The sequence below is a fragment of the Streptomyces sp. NPDC051310 genome, from assembly GCF_044455245.1.
GTDB lineage: Bacteria > Actinomycetota > Actinomycetes > Streptomycetales > Streptomycetaceae > Streptomyces.
This window is the reverse complement of the sequence record NZ_JBITEO010000018.1, coordinates 30,562-46,669: the sequence shown is the minus strand read 5'-3', so window position 1 is coordinate 46,669 and position 16,108 is coordinate 30,562. Positions and strand designations below refer to the sequence as shown.

The window sequence follows — 16,108 nt, the reverse complement described above, 5'->3', positions numbered from 1 at the left end:
CTCCCGGCTCGACCCCCGGTGCCTGTGGCGCGTGAGGGGGACGGGCGCGGCGGTGTGGCCGTGTGGTCGTGGGGCTCGGGCCGGTGGGCCTCCCGGCTCGACCCCGGTGCCCGCGGCGAGTGAGGTGAAGGGGCGCGGCGGTGTCGAAAGGGAGAACGCGCGGAGGTTCCGAGGAACGAAGGAACCGAGCACGATCGACCGTCGACACCGACAACAGGCGCCCCGGAGCCGAACCGAGCCCCCAAAAAAACCTCTGAGACACTGGGCGCGATGAGTGAGACACCGCAGACCCTTCGCGCCCGCGCCGAGATCGACCTCGGGGCGTTGCGCGGCAACGTGCGTGCCCTGCGGGAGCGCGTGGGGACGGGCGTCCAGGTGATGGGCGTCGTGAAGGCCGACGCGTACGGGCACGGGGCCGTGCCGTGTGCGCGGGCGGCTCTGGAGGGCGGGGCGACCTGGCTGGGGACGGCGACGCCGCACGAGGCGCTCGCGCTGCGGGCGGCCGGGATCGACGTGCCCGTCCTGTGCTGGCTGTGGACGCCCGGCGATCCGTGGGACGAGGGCATCCGTGCCGGTCTGGACATGTCCGTGAGCGGGATGTGGGCGCTGGAGGAGGTCACGCGGGCTGCCCGCGCGACCGGCGGCACCGCGCGGGTGCAGCTCAAGGCGGACACGGGGCTGGGGCGCAACGGCTGTCAGCCCGCCGACTGGCCGCGGCTCGTCGGGGAGGCGCTGAGGGCGCAGGCCGAGGGTCTGGTGCGGATCACCGGCATCTGGTCGCACTTCGCCTGCGCCGACGAGCCGGGGCACCCTTCCATCGCCGCCCAGCTCGACGCGTTCCACGACATGCTCGGTTATGCCGAGAAGGCCGGTGCGGAGCCCGAGGTGCGGCACATCGCCAATTCCCCGGCGACGCTCACGCTGCCGGAGTCCTACTTCGACCTCGTACGCGCGGGCATCGCGCTGTACGGCGTGTCGCCGAGCCCGGAGCTCGGTTCGGCCGCCGAGTTCGGGCTGCGGGCCGTGATGCGGCTCGTGGGGAGTCTCGCGCTGGTCAAGACGGTGCCGCCGGGCCACGGTGTCAGTTATGGCCACCACTACGTCACCGAGCGGGAGACCAGCCTCGGCCTGGTCCCGCTGGGCTATGCCGACGGCATCCCGCGCCATGCGTCGGGCCGCGGCCCGGTGCTGGTCGGGGGGAAGGTGCGCACGGTCGCGGGCCGGGTGGCGATGGACCAGTTCGTGGTGGACCTCGACGGTGACGCCGTGGAGCCCGGCGCGCCCGTGGTGCTGTTCGGGGCGGGCGACCAGGGGGAGCCGACCGCGGACGACTGGGCGCGTGCGGCGGACACGATCGCGTACGAGATCGTGACCCGGATCGGATCGCGGGTACCACGGGTCTATACGAACGTGTCGCACGCGAGCTGACCGAGGAGCTGCCGTAGTGAGTGACATCGGTGCGGTGGAGGCCGCAGCCGCCGGCAATTGGCGCCGCGCCGGTCTCGCCGGCGCGGCGATAGGGGTGGTCGCAGCGGGCGCGGCCGCCGGTGTCACCCTGGAGCGGCTCACGGTGGGGCGCGGCATACGCAGGAAGGCGCGTCTCGCCCTGGACGCGGCGGGTCCGTACGGCGCGCTGCGCGGCACGCCCGGCAGGGCGCTCGCCGACGACGGCACGGAGCTGTACTACGAGGTCGACGAGGTGGAGGCGGAGACCAGCGCGCCGCGCCGCCAGCGGCTGTTCGGGCGGCGTACGCCCACTCCGGTCACCGTCGTCTTCAGCCACGGCTACTGCCTGAACCAGGATTCCTGGCATTTCCAGCGCGCGGCCCTGCGCGGCCTGGTGCGCACGGTCCACTGGGACCAGCGCAGTCACGGCAGGTCGGAGCGGGGTGTCGCCCAGCGGCGCGGCCCGGATGCGGTGCCGGTCTCCATCGACCAGCTCGGCCGGGACCTCAAGGCGGTCATCGACGCGGCGGCGCCCGAGGGGCCGCTGGTCCTGGTGGGGCATTCGATGGGCGGTATGACGGTGATGGCGCTGGCCGACCAGTATCCGGCGCTGATCCGTGAGCGGGTCGTGGGGGTGGCCTTCGTCGGTACGTCGTGCGGCCGGCTCGGCGAGGTGAACTACGGGCTGCCGGTGGCGGGGGTCAACGCGATACGGCGGGTCCTGCCCGGCGTGCTGCGGGCGCTCGGGTCGCAGCCGGAGCTGGTCGAGCGGGGCCGCAGGGCCACCGCGGACCTCTTCGCGGGGCTGATCAAGCGGTATTCGTTCTCGTCGCGGGACGTGGACCCGGCCGTCGCCCGGTTCGCGGAGCGGATGATCGAGGGCACGCCGATCGATGTGGTCGCGGAGTTCTACCCGGCGTTCACCGAGCACGACAAGGCGCAAGCGCTCGGCATCTTCGCCGAGGTGCCGGTGCTCGCCCTCGCCGGCGACACGGATCTGGTCACGCCCAGCTCGCACACCGAGGCGATCGCCGATCTGCTCCCCGACGCGGAGCTGGTCATCGTCCCGGACGGCGGCCACCTGGTGATGCTGGAGCATCCCGAGGTGGTCACCGACCGGCTCGCGGACCTGCTGGTGCGGGTGGGCGCGGTGCCGGCAGCGACTAACGTTGGCACGTATGGAAGCACCGCACAGCCCGGTGGCTGATGGACAGGACGCCACCGCCACCGCCCGTACGACCCTTCACTCGCCCGAGGAGACGCAGGAGCTGGGCCGCGCGCTCGCGAAGCTGCTGCGCCCCGGGGACCTCGTCCTGCTCACCGGTGAGCTCGGCGCGGGCAAGACGACGCTGACGCGCGGGCTCGGGGAGGGGCTCGGCGTGCGCGGGGCGGTCACGTCCCCGACGTTCGTCATCGCCCGTGTCCACCCGTCGCTGGTGGGCGGCCCGGCCCTCGTGCACGTCGACGCCTACCGTCTGGGCGGAGGCCTCGACGAGATGGAGGACCTCGACCTCGACGTGTCGCTGCCGGACTCGGTGGTGGTCGTGGAGTGGGGCGAGGGCAGGGTCGAGGACCTGGCCGAGGACCGGCTGCACGTGGTCATCCACCGGGTCGTCGGCTCGACGGACGACGACCGCCGTGTGGTGACGCTCACGGGGATCGGTGCCCGCTGGGCGGGTGTGGACCTCGACGTGGCGCCGTAGGGGCCTGTCCGGACAGCAGCGTCGTGGCGCCCGCAGGGCGGACGGGACTCCGCGGACACCCCTGGCGGCGACGCCGCCGTACTTTCCGACAAGACGTCGGCACGATGTTGCGCGGCACGTCCGAGGCGTGGTCCCATGGGTATCCGTACGGGGTTAGGTGTACCTAACCCCGCCTGCCCCCGGAGCTTCAGGAGGCACCGATGCCGACGTCCGAGCGGGACGTGTCGATGCGTGATCTGCTGGCGTCGTGCGCGGCGGCCAGCGCCGTGTCCACGCCGCCCAGGGCCGCCGAGGAACCCGCGGAGAAGCCGGCCGACGAGGCGGCGCGTGACGCGGGACCGGACAGCGCGGAGCCCGAGGCCGCGTGACGCCGGATCCGTCCCCGGCCGCCGCTACGGGACGACGACGATCGTCGACTTGACCGTCGCGAACGTCCACAGCGCGTCGCCGTCCGCGCGCTTCATCCGGATCCCGCCGGTCCTGCGCGCGGGGTCGGGACGGGCCATGGAGCCGTCCACGGCCGCGCTGAAGCCGATCGTGACGCCGTCGACGGTGGCGAACCGGACCACGTGCTCGATCTGCACCCCGTCGGACCCGGACACCCGTCCCGACCGGGTCGTCACGGAGTAGGTGCCCGGCTCCGGGTGAACGGTGCTCGGCATCACCGCGAAGGTGCGCGTCACCCGCTCCTTGCCGTCCACGAGCCACACCCGCCGGTCGCCGAGCGCGTACACGACCCGGACGCCCGAGCCGGAGTTCGCCGGCAGGGCCAGCGGGTCCGCGGCCGGCTTCTGCGCGCTGCCGCCGTGCGCGGGCTTCGACGGGGCGGCGCCCGCTCCCGCGGGCCGCTTCTCCGTGAGGTGGGCCGGGGCGTGGGCCGACGCCTGGTAGGCGAGGAATCCGACCGCGGCCAGTGCTGCCGCGGTGAGCCCGGCCACGAATCCCGAGCTGCTCCTTGCCACCCTGCTCCCCACCTCTCGCGCGCACGCGTACGTATTGATGTGACGGTAGCAGCAGTGTGTGCGCGCACCGGGGCGCCGTGCCCCCGCCCGCGGAGCCGTAGGCTGTTTGCGTGCTCTTGCTCGCCATGGATACCGCCACACCCGCCGTCACCGTCGCACTCCACGACGGCGACTCCGTCCTCGCCGCATCGGGCCAGGTCGACGCCCGCCGCCACGGGGAGCTGCTGCTGCCCGCCGTGCACCGGGTCCTCCGGGAAGCGGGCCGGCCGCTGGACGCCGTGACCGGCATCGTCGTGGGCGTCGGCCCCGGCCCGTACACCGGGCTGCGCGTCGGCCTCGTGACCGCCGCGACCTTCGCCTCCGCGCTCGGCGGGGTGCCCGTGCACGGCCTGTGCACGCTGGACGGCCTCGCGTACGCCTCCGGGATCGAGGAGCCGTTCGTCGTCGCGACGGACGCGCGCCGCAAGGAGGTCTACTGGGCGCGGTACGACGACTGCCGCACCCGTGCGACCGGCCCCGCCGTCGACCGGCCCGCCGACATCGCCGAGCAGGTCGCCGGCCTGCCCGCCGTCGGCGCCGGCGCCCGCCTCTACGCCGAGGTGTTCCCCGACGCCCGCGACCCCGAGCACCAGTCGGCCGCGGCGCTCGCCGCGCTCGCCGCCGAACGGCTCCGCGACGGCGGCGCCTTCGAGGAGCCGCGGCCGATGTACCTGCGCCGTCCCGACGCGCAGGTGCCGAAGAACTACAAGGTGGTCACCCCCCGGTGACCGGACCTGGTGCACCCACCGGGCCGGCCCGAGCGCGGGGAGCGGCCGATGCGACCGGCGCGGGCGTGGTCCTGCGGGAGATGCGCTGGTGGGACCTCGCACCGGTGCTGGAGCTGGAGCACGAGCTGTTCCCCGAGGACGCCTGGTCCGAGGGCATGTTCTGGTCCGAGCTCGCGCACGCGCGCGGCCCGCGGGCGACCCGCCGCTACGTCGTCGCCGCGGCCCCGGACGGCCGGATCGCCGGCTACGCGGGGCTCGCGGCGGCCGGCGGGCTCGGCGACGTCCAGACCATCGCCGTCGCCCGCGACCAGTGGGGGACCGGGCTCGGGTCCCGGCTCCTGACCGAACTCCTGCGGCACGCCACCGCCTTCGAGTGCGACGAGGTGCTCCTCGAAGTCCGCGTGGACAACACCCGCGCCCAGAAGCTGTACGAGCGCTTCGGCTTCGAACCGATCGGCTTCCGCCGCGGCTACTACCAGCCGGGCAACGTCGACGCGCTCGTCATGCGCCTGACCGTACAAGCTGACGCACAAGGAACTGAGAGCACTGAGAGCCATGGCTGACGAACCCCTCGTCCTCGGCATCGAGACCTCCTGCGACGAGACCGGCGTCGGCATCGTCCGGGGCACGACCCTGCTCGCCGACGCCGTCGCGTCCAGCGTGGACACGCACGCGCGGTACGGCGGCGTGGTCCCGGAGATCGCTTCCCGCGCCCACCTGGAGGCGATGGTCCCGACCATCGAGCGGGCCCTGCGGCAGGCCGGGGTCACCGCCCGCGACCTCGACGGCATCGCGGTCACCGCCGGTCCCGGCCTCGCGGGCGCCCTTCTCGTCGGCGTCTCGGCGGCCAAGGCGTACGCGTACGCGCTGGGCAAGCCGCTGTACGGCGTGAACCACCTCGCCTCGCACATCTGCGTCGACCAGCTGGAGCACGGGCCGCTGCCCGAGCCGACGATGGCGCTGCTGGTGTCCGGCGGCCACTCGTCGCTGCTCCTGGCGCCGGACATCACCTCCGACGTACGGCCGATGGGCGCGACGATCGACGACGCGGCGGGCGAGGCGTTCGACAAGATCGCCCGCGTGCTGGACCTCGGCTTCCCGGGCGGACCGGTGATCGACCGGCTGGCGAAGGAGGGCGACCCCTCCGCGATCGCCTTCCCCCGCGGGCTGAGCGGGCCGCGCGACCCCGCGTACGACTTCTCCTTCTCCGGCCTGAAGACCGCCGTCGCCCGCTGGATCGAGGCCAAGCGCGCCGCCGGTGAGGAGGTGCCGGTACGGGACGTGGCGGCGTCCTTCCAGGAGGCGGTCGTCGACGTCCTGACCCGCAAGGCCGTGCGCGCCTGCAAGGACGAGGGCGTCGACCACCTGATGATCGGCGGTGGCGTGGCGGCCAACTCGCGGCTGCGGGCGCTGGCCGAGGAACGGTGCGAGCGGGCCGGCATCCGGCTGCGCGTGCCGCGGCCGGGCCTGTGCACCGACAACGGCGCGATGGTCGCGGCGCTGGGCGCCGAGATGGTGGCCCGCGGCAGGCCGGCCTCCGACCTGGAGCTGTCGGCGGACTCCTCGCTGCCGGTGACCGACCCGCACGTGCCCGCGAGCGGCCACGGTCACGACCACGTGCACGAGGTCAGCAAGGAGAACCTGTACTCGTGACGGTCACCCTGATGTGGGAGGCCCGTGCGGCGGACGGCCGCGGCGCGGACCTCCTCGCGTGGGCGCGGGCGCAGCACCTCCCCGGCGGGCCGCTGCGCCGGGAGACCTTCACGGCCCCGCAGGACCGCGTGCTCGTGCTGACCTGGTGGGACGCCCCGTACGACGCCGAACTGCCCGAACTGCCCGATCCGCCGGCCGGCCTGGTCACGCGCGCGGTGCACCGCTGGCGCTTCGCGTCCCACGGGACCGACTGACGCGAGCCCCCGACGCAACCTCCGGCGCCGGTCAGCCGTCTCGCAGTAGGCAGCTGATCAGGCGTTCGAACATGGGGTTCCAGGGTGGGGAAGCAGATCGCGGGGGCGGCGGCACTGGCGGCCGCCCTGCTCATATCGGGCTGTACGGCATCCGCGGACGGGCCGGCTCCGTCGCAGGCACCGACCACGGTGGCGGCCGCACCGCCGCCGCAGGCACGGGACGAGGCGGCGGCCGGCACCGCCGCGGACACGGCGGCGGCGTACGCGAAGTGGGGCCTCAAGCCCTTCCCGGCGCCCCCCGCACCGCCCCGGACCAAGCCCGTGCGGACCGGGGGCGGGCCGGTCCCCGTCATCAGCGAGATACCGACCACCGACAAGGTCGTCTTCCTCACCTTCGACGACGGCGCCGAGAAGGATCCGGAGTTCGTCGCGATGATGCGGGACCTGAAGATCCCCTTCACGATGTTCCTCACCGACGCCGCGATACGCGACGACTACGGCTACTTCAAGCCGCTGAGCGCCGAACTCGGCGCGGGGGTCGCCAACCACACCGTCACCCACCCCAATCTGCGCACCCTCGGCGCCGCCGCGCAGCAGCGGGAGATCTGCGGCCAGCAGGAGAAGCTCCGGCGGACGTACGGCACCGCCCCGCGCCTGTTCCGGCCGCCCTACGGCAACTGGAACGAGGACACCCGCACCGCCGCCCGGGCGTGCGGCGTCGAGGCGATCGTGCTGTGGCGCGAGTCGATGCAGATCACGAACATGCAGTACCAGCGCAGCGACCGGAAGCTGCACCCGGGCGACATCGTGCTGGCCCACTTCCGCGGGAAGCAGGACCTCAAGGGCACGTCGATGACCGCGATGACGGCGAACATGCTGCGCCGCATCCAGGAGCAGGGCTTCACCGTGGCGCGCCTGGAGGACTACCTCTGAGAAATTGTTTTCGGCGGTGTGTCGATCCGGCCCGCGCCCGTTCGACGTAAGGGTGAGAGGCGGGGAACGGCCCCGCCACCGCACCACCGGGAGACCACCGTGCCGCGCTTCCTGACCATGATCCGCATCGATGAGAACAACGTGCCCGCCGAGGGCCCGAGCCCCGAGCTCATGGAGCGGATGGGCAAGCTGCTGGAGGAGATCACCAAGGCCGGCGTCATGCTGGACACCGCCGGGCTGCGGCCCACCTCCGAGGGGAGCCGCGTCACCTGGTCCGGCGGCCGGATGTCCGTCACCGACGGCCCGTTCACCGAGTCCAAGGAAGTCATCGGCGGCTACTCGATCACCCAGTGCAAGGACAAGGCCGAGGCGATCGAGTGGACCAAGAGGTTCCTGGGGACCCACGACGAGTACTGGACGATCACCGCCGAGGTCCGGGAGATCACCGAAGCCTGACCGCGGGCCCGGGGGCGCCGTACGGCACCATGAGGAGCCGTGAGCGCACCCCGGGCCGTGGAGACGGTGTTCAGGATCGAGTCGGCGCGGATCATCGCGGCCGTCACCCGGATCGTCCGGGACGTCGGCATCGCCGAGGAGCTCGCGCAGGACGCTCTGGTCGCCGCGCTGGAGCAGTGGCCGGAGTCGGGCGTCCCGGAACGACCGGGCGCCTGGCTCATGGCCACGGCCAAGCACCGCGCCATCGACCTCGTACGCCGCCGCGAGACCTACGCCCGCAAGCTCGCCGAGGTCGGCCGCGCCCTGGACGAGGCGCACGAGCCCGAGGCCGCGTACGACCCCGACGACATCGACGACGACCTGCTGAGGCTCGTCTTCACCGCCTGCCACCCGGTGCTGTCCGCCGACGCGCGCATCGCGCTGACCCTGCGGCTGCTCGGCGGACTGACCACGGCGGAGATCGCCCGCGCGTTCCTCGTGCCGGAGCCGACGATCGCCCAGCGGGTGGTCCGCGCGAAACGCTCGCTGGCGAAGGCGGGGGTGCCCTTCGAGGTGCCGTACGGGCCCGACCGGGCGGCCCGTCTGGACTCCGTGCTGGAGGTCATCTACCTCATCTTCAACGAGGGGTACGCGGCCACCGCCGGCGACGACTGGCTGCGCCCCGCCCTGTGCGAGGACGCGCTGCGGCTGGCCCGCGTCCTGGCCGGGCTCATGCCCGGGGAGCCCGAAGTCCACGGGCTGGCCGCCCTGCTGGAGCTCCAGGCGTCCCGCACGGCGGCGCGCACCGGCCCGGACGGGCAGCCGGTGCTGCTGGCCGACCAGGACCGCGCCCGCTGGGACCACCTGCTGATCCGGCGCGGCTTCACCGCCCTGGAGCGGGCCGGCACCGGCCCGTACTCGCTCCAGGCGGCGATCGCCGCCTGCCACGCCCGGGCGGTGACGTACGAGGAGACCGACTGGGCGACCATCGCCGCCCTGTACGCCCGGCTGGCCGCGCTCACCCCCTCCCCGGTCGTCGCACTCAACCGGGCGGTGGCCGTGTCCATGGCCGAAGGCCCGGCGGCCGCGCTGCCGCTGGTGGACGCCCTGGCCGCGGAACCGGCCCTGGCGGACTACCACCTGCTGCCCAGCGTGCGGGGCGACCTGCTGGCCCGGCTGGGGCGCGCCGAGGAGGCACGGGCCGAGTTCGAGCGGGCGGCGGCCCTCACGCGCAACGAGCGGGAGCGGGCGCTCCTGCACGCCCGGGCGCGGGAGCTAGCCTCGGGGAATGCCCCGTAACCCGCTGCCGCCGCCTCCGCCGCCCGTCCACCTGCGCACCTGGCCGGACCGCGAGGCACTGCTCGGCGACCGGGCGCTGGCCGTGGGGGAGCTGACGCGGCGGCTGCTGGGCGGCCGGCGGCTGACCCTGTTCCTGCTGGTGCTCGGCGGCCTGCAGCTGGGGTGGCTGATCGCCGGCGGGGCGCTGATCTCGCTGGACGACGGACCGCTGGACCCGTTCTCGCTCCTGTTCGCCGTCCTCGGCGTCTGCTTCGGCGTGGCCCTGCTGGTCCCGGCCGGCTACGCCGCGGCATCCGGCGTGCGCCGGGACCGGGCGGCCCGCGCTCTGCTGCTGCAGTGGGCGGCGCTGGACCGGGACCCGGCGCGCGACGCCCGGTTCCGGGCGCCCGCCCCGAGCGTGACCTGGTTCCTGCTGTCGTTCGTGCTGTGCGCGGCGGGCCTGTGGATCTCGTTCACGGTCCCGGCGGCGGCGCGCCCCGGCACCACCACGTACGCCGAGGTCGCCTACGGCATGGGCGCCGGGCTGCTCCTGTGGGTGCACGGCCTGATGGGCCTCGCCAAGGCGGTGGGGCACTACCGCCTCGCGGTGCGGCTGCTCAGGGCGCCGGGACCGCCGGAGCCTGCGCCGGCCGGCCGATCAGCATCGTCGGCGCCCCCGCCGCCCGCGTGAGGAACACGGTCGCCGCGTTCGGCCCCTTCGGCTTCAGCTTGCGGCGCAGCTCCTCCGGCTCGACCGCCGAACCGCGCTTCTTCACCGTCAGCGTGCCGACCTCCCGTTCGCGCAGCAGCGCCTTGAGCTTCTTGACGTTGAAGGGCAGCCGGTCGGTGATCTCGTAGGCGGTGGCGTACGGGGTGGGGCGCAGCTCGTCCGCCGTGATGTACGCGATCGTCTCGTCGATCAGCGCCCCGCCGAGCTCCTCGGCGACCTCCGCGACGAGGTGGGCGCGGATGACGGCGCCGTCCGGCTCGTACAGGTAGCGGCCGGTCTCCCGGACCGGGGGGTCGGGCAGGCCGCGGCCGGTGAGGGCGCGGGGGCCGGGCAGCAGCGTGGCGGTGACGGTGCCGGGGCGGGTGCCGAACCAGAGGACCGCCTCCTTGACGTCACCGCCGTCGGAGATCCACTCGGCCTCGGCCTCCGGCGGCACGGTCTCGTGCGGGATGCCCGGAGCGATCTTGAGGGCGGCGTACGGGGCGCTGCGCGCCGTGCCGACGGCCCAGGACAGGGGCGGGGAGTACGCCTCGGGGTCGAAGATCCGGCCCCCGCCGCGTCCCCCGCGGCGGGCGGGGTCCACGAACACGGCGTCGTACGCGGAGATGTCGGTCTCCGTCACATCGGCGCGGCGCACCTCGATCAGGCCGGCCAGGCCGAGCGCCTCGGCGTTGGCGCGGGCGGTCTCGGCGGTCAGCGGGTCCCGGTCGACCGCCAGGACGCGGATGCCGGCGCGGGCGAGGGCGATCGCGTCGCCGCCGATGCCGCAGCACAGGTCCGCGACGCTGCGCACGCCCAGCTCCGCGAAGCGCGCCGCCCGGTGAGCCGCGACCGCGGCCCGCGTCGACTGCTCGACGCCGTGGGGCGTGAAGTACATCCGGTGGGCGTCCTCCGCCCCGAATTTGGCCACCGCCCGCTGCCGCAGCCGGGCCTGCCCGAGCGCCCCCGTGACCAGCTCGGCCGGGTGCTCGCGGCGCAGGCGGGAGGCGACGGCCAGTTCCCGGGCGGGGTCGTAGTCGCGCAGGGCGGCGAGCAGCGACTGCCCCTCGTCGGTGAGGAGCGCGGAGAAGGCGGCGAGATCGGTCACCCGCCCCATTGTGGGCCAGGCGGGGGATGGTGCACGCCGGGCGGCGGTGTCGGCGGGGCGGCGGGGCGCGGCGCTGACAGGATGCGGCGCCATGCAGCTAGTAAGACAAACAGAACAAATGGTGTACGGTGTCCGGCGCTTCCCCTGGCCCGCCTTCCCGTGGTGGCGCCGCCGCCCCCCGCGCCGCGCCCGCACGGTGCTCGTGGCGCTGCTCCTCACCTCGCTGCCCGCCGCCTGCACGACCGACCCCGGCCGGGACGTCGCCCCCGCGCCCGGACAGCCGCAAGCCGGGCAGCAGGCCGCCGCCGGGCCGGCCGGCGCCCTCGCCGCCTACGTCGACAAGGTCAAACGCGCCCACGCCGCCCGTACCGTCGTGGCCCGCAAGTGGGGGCTGAAGCGCACCCCCCTCGTCGCGCCGCCGCCCCCCGCGCCCGGCAAGAAGCCGAAGATCACCTTCCGTAAGGGCTTCGAGGCCGGCGACGCGACCCTGCCGCCCGTCTTCACGACCGTGCCCACCAAGGAGCGGATCGTCTTCCTGACCATCGACGACGGCGCGGAGAAGGACCCCGAACTGCTGCGGATGATGGACGAACTCGACATCCCCTACAGCGCGTTCCTCAGCGACTACCTGGTCAAGGACGACTACGGCTACTTCGCGAAGATGCAGCGCACCGGCGTCGCCCTGCACAACCACACCCTCAACCACCGCTACATGCCCGCCCTGTCGTACGCCGAGCAGAAGCACGAGATCTGCGGCCAGCAGGACATCATCGAGAAGCGCTACGGCAAGCGCCCGCCGCTCTTCCGCCCGCCCTACGGCAACTACAACGCCGACACGCTGCGCGCCGCCCGGTCCTGCGGCGTCAAGGCCGTGCCCCTGTGGTCGGCCGAGGCGTTCCCCGACCACATGGAGTGGCGCGAGTGGGACCGGGACCTGCACCCCGGCGACATCATCCTCACCCACTTCCGCGGCCGCCAGGACTGGAAGGGTTCCATGCCGGACATGATCCGCTACGTGATGAACGTCGTCACGTCCAAGGGATACGCGGTCGCGCGGCTCGAGGACTACGTCTAGCGGAGGCTCGCCGGAAACGCCGCGCCGCCGTGAATTGGCACTCCGCTTGACCGAGTGCTAACCGCGGTCATAGTCTCGGCTCTGGCACTCCTCCCCGGAGAGTGCCAACACAGCGACGGGCAGGTCCGGCACCCGCGACGACGGATCCACCTGGTCGCCACCTCAGACAGTTAACCCCGTGAGATCTCCGAAGGGGGAGGTCGGATCGTGACGACCACCAGCTCCAAGGTTGCCATCAAGCCGCTCGAGGACCGCATCGTGGTCCAGCCGCTCGACGCCGAGCAGACCACGGCCTCTGGCCTGGTCATCCCGGACACCGCCAAGGAGAAGCCCCAGGAGGGCGTCGTCCTGGCCGTGGGCCCGGGCCGCTTCGAGAACGGCGAGCGCCTGCCGCTCGACGTCAAGACCGGCGACATCGTGCTGTACAGCAAGTACGGCGGCACCGAGGTGAAGTACAGCGGCGAGGAGTACCTCGTCCTCTCGGCCCGCGACGTGCTCGCGATCGTCGAGAAGTAAGTCACCCGAAGCAGAGAATGCTTTGAGCTGCGCCCCTGGCCCCCGCTGACTCCACAGTGCCGGGCGGCGAGGGGCGCGGTTCGTTTCACGGCGATGGCGGCCGCAGGCGCGGCCGAGGATCGCAACGAGAGGACTGACTCAGCCCCATGGCGAAGATCCTGAAGTTCGACGAGGACGCCCGTCGCGCCCTCGAGCGCGGCGTCAACAAGCTGGCCGACACCGTCAAGGTGACCATCGGCCCCAAGGGCCGCAACGTCGTCATCGACAAGAAGTTCGGCGCGCCCACCATCACCAACGACGGTGTCACGATCGCCCGCGAGGTCGAGATCGAGGACCCGTACGAGAACCTCGGTGCCCAGCTGGTGAAGGAGGTGGCGACCAAGACCAACGACATCGCGGGTGACGGCACCACCACCGCCACCGTCCTGGCCCAGGCGCTGGTCCGCGAGGGTCTGCGCAACGTCGCCGCCGGTGCCTCCCCGGCCGCCCTGAAGAAGGGCATCGACGCCGCGGTCAAGGCCGTCTCCGACGAGCTCCTGGCGACCGCGCGCCCGATCGACGACAAGGCCGACATCGCCGCCGTCGCCGCGCTGTCCGCGCAGGACCAGCAGGTCGGCGAGCTCATCGCCGAGGCGATGGACAAGGTCGGCAAGGACGGTGTCATCACCGTCGAGGAGTCCAACACCTTCGGCCTGGAGCTGGACTTCACCGAGGGCATGGCCTTCGACAAGGGCTACCTGTCCCCGTACATGGTGACCGACCAGGAGCGTATGGAGGCCGTCCTCGACGACCCGTACATCCTGATCCACCAGGGCAAGATCTCCGCGATCGCCGACCTGCTGCCGCTGCTGGAGAAGGTCATCCAGGCCGGCTCCTCCAAGCCGCTGCTGATCGTCGCCGAGGACGTCGAGGGCGAGGCGCTCTCCACCCTCGTCGTCAACAAGATCCGCGGCACCTTCAACGCGGTCGCCGTCAAGGCCCCCGGCTTCGGTGACCGCCGCAAGGCGATGCTCGGCGACATGGCCGCCCTCACCGGCGCCACCGTCGTCGCCGAGGAGGTCGGCCTCAAGCTCGACCAGGTCGGCCTGGACGTGCTCGGCACCGCCCGCCGCGTGACCGTCACCAAGGACGACACCACCATCGTCGACGGCGGCGGCACGTCCGAGGACGTCGCCGGCCGCGTGGCGCAGATCAAGGGCGAGATCGAGACCACCGACTCCGACTGGGACCGCGAGAAGCTCCAGGAGCGCCTCGCGAAGCTGGCCGGCGGCGTGTGCGTCATCAAGGTCGGCGCCGCCACCGAGGTGGAGCTGAAGGAGCGCAAGCACCGTCTGGAGGACGCCATCTCCGCGACCCGCGCCGCGGTCGAGGAGGGCATCGTCTCCGGTGGTGGCTCCGCGCTGGTCCACGCCGTCAAGGTGCTCGAGGGCAACCTCGGCAAGGAGGGCGACGAGGCCACCGGTGTCACGGTCGTCCGCCGTGCCGCCGTCGAGCCGCTGCGCTGGATCGCCGAGAACGCTGGCCTCGAGGGCTACGTCATCACCGCGAAGGTGGCGGAGCTCGACAAGGGCCAGGGCTTCAACGCCGCGACCGGCGAGTACGGCGACCTGGTGAAGGCCGGCGTCATCGACCCGGTCAAGGTCACGCGCTCGGCGCTGGAGAACGCCGCGTCGATCGCCTCCCTCCTCCTCACCACCGAGACCCTCGTGGTGGAGAAGAAGGAAGAGGAGCCGGCGGACGCGGGCCACGGCCACGGTCACGGCCACTCCCACTGACGCCCGGACACACGGCGCCCGACGCCTGACCGTCCGGCGCCCGAACGTCACCGAGGCCCGGTGCTCCCGTCGCGGGAGCACCGGGCCTCCGGCGTTCACGGCACCACCACCAGCCGCCCCGCCCGTCTACGCCGACCGGTCCAGCGCCGACGGCCGCACCGGGTCCCGGAAGGGCACCCCGCGCGCGTACCGCTCCAGCTCGTCCAGGGCCCGGTCCGCCAGGCGGTGGAGCTCGTTGCCGAGGGAACCCGCGATGTGCGGGGTGAGCAGGACGTTCGGGAGCGCGTAGAGCGGGGAACCGGGCGGCGGGAGTTCGGGGTCGGTGACGTCGAGCACGGCGTGCAGCCGGCCCGACGTGAGGTGGGGGAGGAGCGCGGCCTCGTCCACGAGCGAGCCGCGCGAGGTGTTGATCAGCGTGGCGCCGTCCGCCATCCGGGCCAGTTGCGCCGCACCGATCAGGTGGCGCGTGCCCGGCAGCTGGGGCGCGTGGACCGAGACGACACCGGCCCGGGCGCACAGCTCGTCCAGCGAAACGGCGACGACACCGAGTTCGCCGGCTTCGCCGCCCGTGACGTACGGGTCGTACAGCAGGACCTGTACGTCGAAGGGGCGCAGCAGCTCGATGACGCGGCGGCCGATGCGGGAGGCGCCGACGATGCCCACGGTGCGGCGGTAGTTCCCGGCGGCGGACAGCTCCTCGTGCCAGTCGTGGGGCGCGCGCAGGTCCGCGTACCGCCGGGCCGAGCGCAGGACGTGCTTGCCGGAGAACAGGATCGCCGCGAGCGTGTACTCGGCCACCGGCAGGGCGTTGGCCGCGGCGGCCGAGGCGACGGCGATGCCGCGTTCCCAGCAGGCGTCGGTGACGTGGTGTTTGACCGAGCCGGCCGCGTGGACGACGGCCCGCAGGCGCGGGGCCCGTGCGAGCACGTCCGGCGTCAGCGGGGTGGCGCCCCAGCAGGTGAACAGCACTTCCGCCCCGGCGAGCGCGGCCGCGGCGCGGGGCTCGGGGGCGGCGAGGTCGTGGGCGACGAGGTGCGGGTCCGTACGCGCGAGGGCGGCGAGGCGGGTGCGGTGGGCCTCGGTGAACAGGCGGTCCGCGATGCCGGGGGCCATGGCCAGGAGCACGGCGGGGCGTTCGGCGGACCGGTCGTCAGGGGCTGGGTGCATGGCGGGAACCGGGCTCCTCACATGACGCTGCCGGCGGTCGGGCCGGCGTTCCGGTGTCGCTCCCGGCGAGGCGGGTGAGGCTGCCCCGGCCAGGTCGAAGCCCTCGGCGGAGAAGGCGTCGCCGTGGCGGCCGCGGCGGGGGACGTCTGCCACTGCGGCTCATGGCGGGGCTCCGGTGCGAGGGCGACGGGACGGGCCTTGTCGCCGGGATGATCGAGCCGCCCCTGAGCGAAGTCAAGAGCGGATGACTGACCGATCAAAAGCGATCGGACCGGCTTCGGCCGGATCACCGCGCCGCGGAGGCACCGCAGGACACCCGGACGCGCG

18 protein-coding genes are annotated in these 16,108 nt (G+C 73.4%); 15 read left to right on the top strand and 3 right to left on the bottom strand.

The window, feature by feature from the left end:
* The first annotated feature begins 270 nt into the window (after positions 1 to 270).
* The 4 genes from alr (at position 271) to ACIA79_RS24100 (ending at position 3,517) form a co-directional block, all read left to right on the top strand.
* Positions 271 to 1,428, top strand: a complete 1,158-nt coding sequence (alr, locus tag ACIA79_RS24115) for an alanine racemase (RefSeq protein ID WP_399430422.1) — start codon at positions 271 to 273, stop codon at positions 1,426 to 1,428.
* Positions 1,429 to 1,444: 16 nt separating this feature from the next.
* Positions 1,445 to 2,653, top strand: a complete 1,209-nt coding sequence (locus ACIA79_RS24110; RefSeq protein ID WP_399430421.1) for an alpha/beta fold hydrolase — start codon at positions 1,445 to 1,447, stop codon at positions 2,651 to 2,653.
* Complete coding sequence (tsaE, locus tag ACIA79_RS24105) at positions 2,625 to 3,149, top strand: tRNA (adenosine(37)-N6)-threonylcarbamoyltransferase complex ATPase subunit type 1 TsaE (RefSeq protein ID WP_399430420.1); 525 nt, start codon at positions 2,625 to 2,627, stop codon at positions 3,147 to 3,149. The genes ACIA79_RS24110 and tsaE overlap by 29 nt, the downstream gene beginning before the upstream one ends.
* A gap of 200 nt (positions 3,150 to 3,349) precedes the next feature.
* Entirely contained in the window at positions 3,350 to 3,517 is a 168-nt protein-coding gene (locus ACIA79_RS24100; protein WP_399430419.1) for a hypothetical protein, read from the top strand.
* A gap of 24 nt (positions 3,518 to 3,541) precedes the next feature.
* Here the strand turns inward: ACIA79_RS24100 and ACIA79_RS24095 are convergent, their stop codons facing one another.
* Complete coding sequence (locus ACIA79_RS24095; RefSeq protein ID WP_399430418.1) at positions 3,542 to 4,087, bottom strand: hypothetical protein; 546 nt, start codon at positions 4,085 to 4,087, stop codon at positions 3,542 to 3,544.
* 134 nt (positions 4,088 to 4,221) lie between these two features.
* On the opposite strand from ACIA79_RS24095, the gene tsaB reads away from it, so the two are divergent.
* The 8 genes from tsaB (at position 4,222) to ACIA79_RS24055 (ending at position 10,122) form a co-directional block, all read left to right on the top strand.
* Positions 4,222 to 4,878: a tRNA (adenosine(37)-N6)-threonylcarbamoyltransferase complex dimerization subunit type 1 TsaB gene (gene tsaB / locus ACIA79_RS24090; RefSeq protein ID WP_399430417.1), complete on the top strand. Its 657-nt coding sequence runs from the start codon at positions 4,222 to 4,224 to the stop codon at positions 4,876 to 4,878.
* Between the two features lie 80 nt (positions 4,879 to 4,958).
* Positions 4,959 to 5,441, top strand: coding sequence for a ribosomal protein S18-alanine N-acetyltransferase (gene rimI / locus ACIA79_RS24085; RefSeq protein ID WP_399430498.1), 483 nt, complete (start codon positions 4,959 to 4,961; stop codon positions 5,439 to 5,441).
* Entirely contained in the window at positions 5,434 to 6,531 is a 1,098-nt protein-coding gene (tsaD, locus tag ACIA79_RS24080) for a tRNA (adenosine(37)-N6)-threonylcarbamoyltransferase complex transferase subunit TsaD (RefSeq protein WP_399430416.1), read from the top strand. The genes rimI and tsaD overlap by 8 nt, the downstream gene beginning before the upstream one ends.
* Entirely contained in the window at positions 6,528 to 6,785 is a 258-nt protein-coding gene (locus ACIA79_RS24075; protein ID WP_399430415.1) for a hypothetical protein, read from the top strand. Before tsaD ends, ACIA79_RS24075 begins: the two co-directional genes overlap by 4 nt.
* 84 nt (positions 6,786 to 6,869) lie before the next feature.
* Positions 6,870 to 7,718: a polysaccharide deacetylase family protein gene (locus tag ACIA79_RS24070; RefSeq protein WP_399430414.1), complete on the top strand. Its 849-nt coding sequence runs from the start codon at positions 6,870 to 6,872 to the stop codon at positions 7,716 to 7,718.
* Between the two features lie 99 nt (positions 7,719 to 7,817).
* Positions 7,818 to 8,174, top strand: coding sequence for a YciI family protein (locus tag ACIA79_RS24065; RefSeq protein ID WP_399430413.1), 357 nt, complete (start codon positions 7,818 to 7,820; stop codon positions 8,172 to 8,174).
* Between the two features lie 39 nt (positions 8,175 to 8,213).
* A complete protein-coding gene (locus ACIA79_RS24060; RefSeq protein ID WP_399430412.1) occupies positions 8,214 to 9,452 on the top strand; it encodes an RNA polymerase sigma factor in 1,239 nt (412 codons plus the stop codon).
* A complete protein-coding gene (locus ACIA79_RS24055; protein WP_399430411.1) occupies positions 9,442 to 10,122 on the top strand; it encodes a hypothetical protein in 681 nt (226 codons plus the stop codon). The genes ACIA79_RS24060 and ACIA79_RS24055 overlap by 11 nt, the downstream gene beginning before the upstream one ends.
* Here the strand turns inward: ACIA79_RS24055 and ACIA79_RS24050 are convergent.
* The gene (locus ACIA79_RS24050; protein ID WP_399430497.1) at positions 10,049 to 11,257 is read right to left on the bottom strand and encodes a methyltransferase domain-containing protein; all 1,209 of its coding nucleotides are present in this window, start codon (positions 11,255 to 11,257) and stop codon (positions 10,049 to 10,051) included. The two genes, ACIA79_RS24055 and ACIA79_RS24050, sit on opposite strands and share 74 nt — an antisense overlap.
* A gap of 82 nt (positions 11,258 to 11,339) precedes the next feature.
* On the opposite strand from ACIA79_RS24050, the gene ACIA79_RS24045 reads away from it, so the two are divergent.
* The 3 genes from ACIA79_RS24045 (at position 11,340) to groL (ending at position 14,614) form a co-directional block, all read left to right on the top strand.
* Entirely contained in the window at positions 11,340 to 12,323 is a 984-nt protein-coding gene (locus tag ACIA79_RS24045; RefSeq protein WP_399430410.1) for a polysaccharide deacetylase family protein, read from the top strand.
* 207 nt (positions 12,324 to 12,530) lie between these two features.
* Entirely contained in the window at positions 12,531 to 12,839 is a 309-nt protein-coding gene (gene groES / locus ACIA79_RS24040) for a co-chaperone GroES (RefSeq protein WP_010471835.1), read from the top strand.
* A 146-nt stretch (positions 12,840 to 12,985) separates the two neighbouring features.
* Positions 12,986 to 14,614: a chaperonin GroEL gene (groL, locus tag ACIA79_RS24035; protein ID WP_399430409.1), complete on the top strand. Its 1,629-nt coding sequence runs from the start codon at positions 12,986 to 12,988 to the stop codon at positions 14,612 to 14,614.
* A gap of 126 nt (positions 14,615 to 14,740) precedes the next feature.
* Here groL and ACIA79_RS24030 read toward each other — a convergent pair whose 3' ends face one another.
* Entirely contained in the window at positions 14,741 to 15,781 is a 1,041-nt protein-coding gene (locus ACIA79_RS24030; RefSeq protein ID WP_399430408.1) for a hydroxyacid dehydrogenase, read from the bottom strand.
* Positions 15,782 to 16,108 lie beyond the last annotated feature (327 nt).

What these genes read in the sequence shown, in the direction of transcription:
- alr (WP_399430422.1), top strand. Translation starts at nt 271, where the DNA reads ATGAGTGAGACACCGCAGACCCTTCGCGCCCGCGCCGAGATCGACCTC.
- tsaE (WP_399430420.1), top strand. Translation starts at nt 2,625, where the DNA reads ATGGAAGCACCGCACAGCCCGGTGGCTGATGGACAGGACGCCACCGCC.
- ACIA79_RS24100 (WP_399430419.1), top strand. Translation starts at nt 3,350, where the DNA reads ATGCCGACGTCCGAGCGGGACGTGTCGATGCGTGATCTGCTGGCGTCG.
- rimI (WP_399430498.1), top strand. Translation starts at nt 4,959, where the DNA reads ATGCGCTGGTGGGACCTCGCACCGGTGCTGGAGCTGGAGCACGAGCTG.
- tsaD (WP_399430416.1), top strand. Translation starts at nt 5,434, where the DNA reads ATGGCTGACGAACCCCTCGTCCTCGGCATCGAGACCTCCTGCGACGAG.
- ACIA79_RS24055 (WP_399430411.1), top strand. Translation starts at nt 9,442, where the DNA reads ATGCCCCGTAACCCGCTGCCGCCGCCTCCGCCGCCCGTCCACCTGCGC.
- ACIA79_RS24050 (WP_399430497.1), bottom strand. Translation starts at nt 11,257, where the DNA reads ATGGGGCGGGTGACCGATCTCGCCGCCTTCTCCGCGCTCCTCACCGAC.
- ACIA79_RS24045 (WP_399430410.1), top strand. Translation starts at nt 11,340, where the DNA reads ATGCAGCTAGTAAGACAAACAGAACAAATGGTGTACGGTGTCCGGCGC.
- groL (WP_399430409.1), top strand. Translation starts at nt 12,986, where the DNA reads ATGGCGAAGATCCTGAAGTTCGACGAGGACGCCCGTCGCGCCCTCGAG.
- ACIA79_RS24030 (WP_399430408.1), bottom strand. Translation starts at nt 15,781, where the DNA reads ATGCACCCAGCCCCTGACGACCGGTCCGCCGAACGCCCCGCCGTGCTC.